At 47.4% G+C, this 464-nt stretch carries 1 protein-coding gene; it reads left to right on the forward strand.

Annotation, left to right across the window (positions count from 1 at the left end):
- The coding region (locus M3152_RS17805) for a hypothetical protein (RefSeq protein ID WP_251697185.1) at nt 1-464 on the forward strand (464 nt) is incomplete at both ends.

Raw genomic sequence — 464 nt, forward strand, 5'->3', positions numbered from 1 at the left:
GCTCAGGGCGTTAGGGCTGATACGGTCACCTCAATTGAGGCGCAAAAGGAAGCTATTAGCGATCTGAAAGATACCATTTCAGGTCTGCAATCCGATTACGAGAAATATACAACGCTTGCAAGGCAATACGGAGTTACCGAAGATCAAAATAATGGTTTCGTGATTAAGGCAAAGGATGCCGCAAACGAGTTGGCCAAAAAGCGCAGGGATCTGGATGGAGCGACAGCCACTCTTAAGCAAACTGAAGACGCATTACACCTAATTAACATTCAAGTTAATCAGGGCATTGTTGATCAGATGAGGGCTGCCAGAGATAACGCTATCGCTATCGCTGAAGCAGAAAAGCAAGCGTCATTCCTCGGTGGAACCCAGGCATTCCTGGCTGAAAAACTCGGCCAATCAACGCAGGCCCTGAAAGCCTTCAACTCAGAAAGTCTGAAAATAAACTGGGGCGGGAAAGAAGG

Source organism: Sporosarcina luteola (assembly GCF_023715245.1).
Classification (GTDB): Bacteria; Bacillota; Bacilli; order Bacillales_A; family Planococcaceae; genus Sporosarcina; species Sporosarcina luteola_C.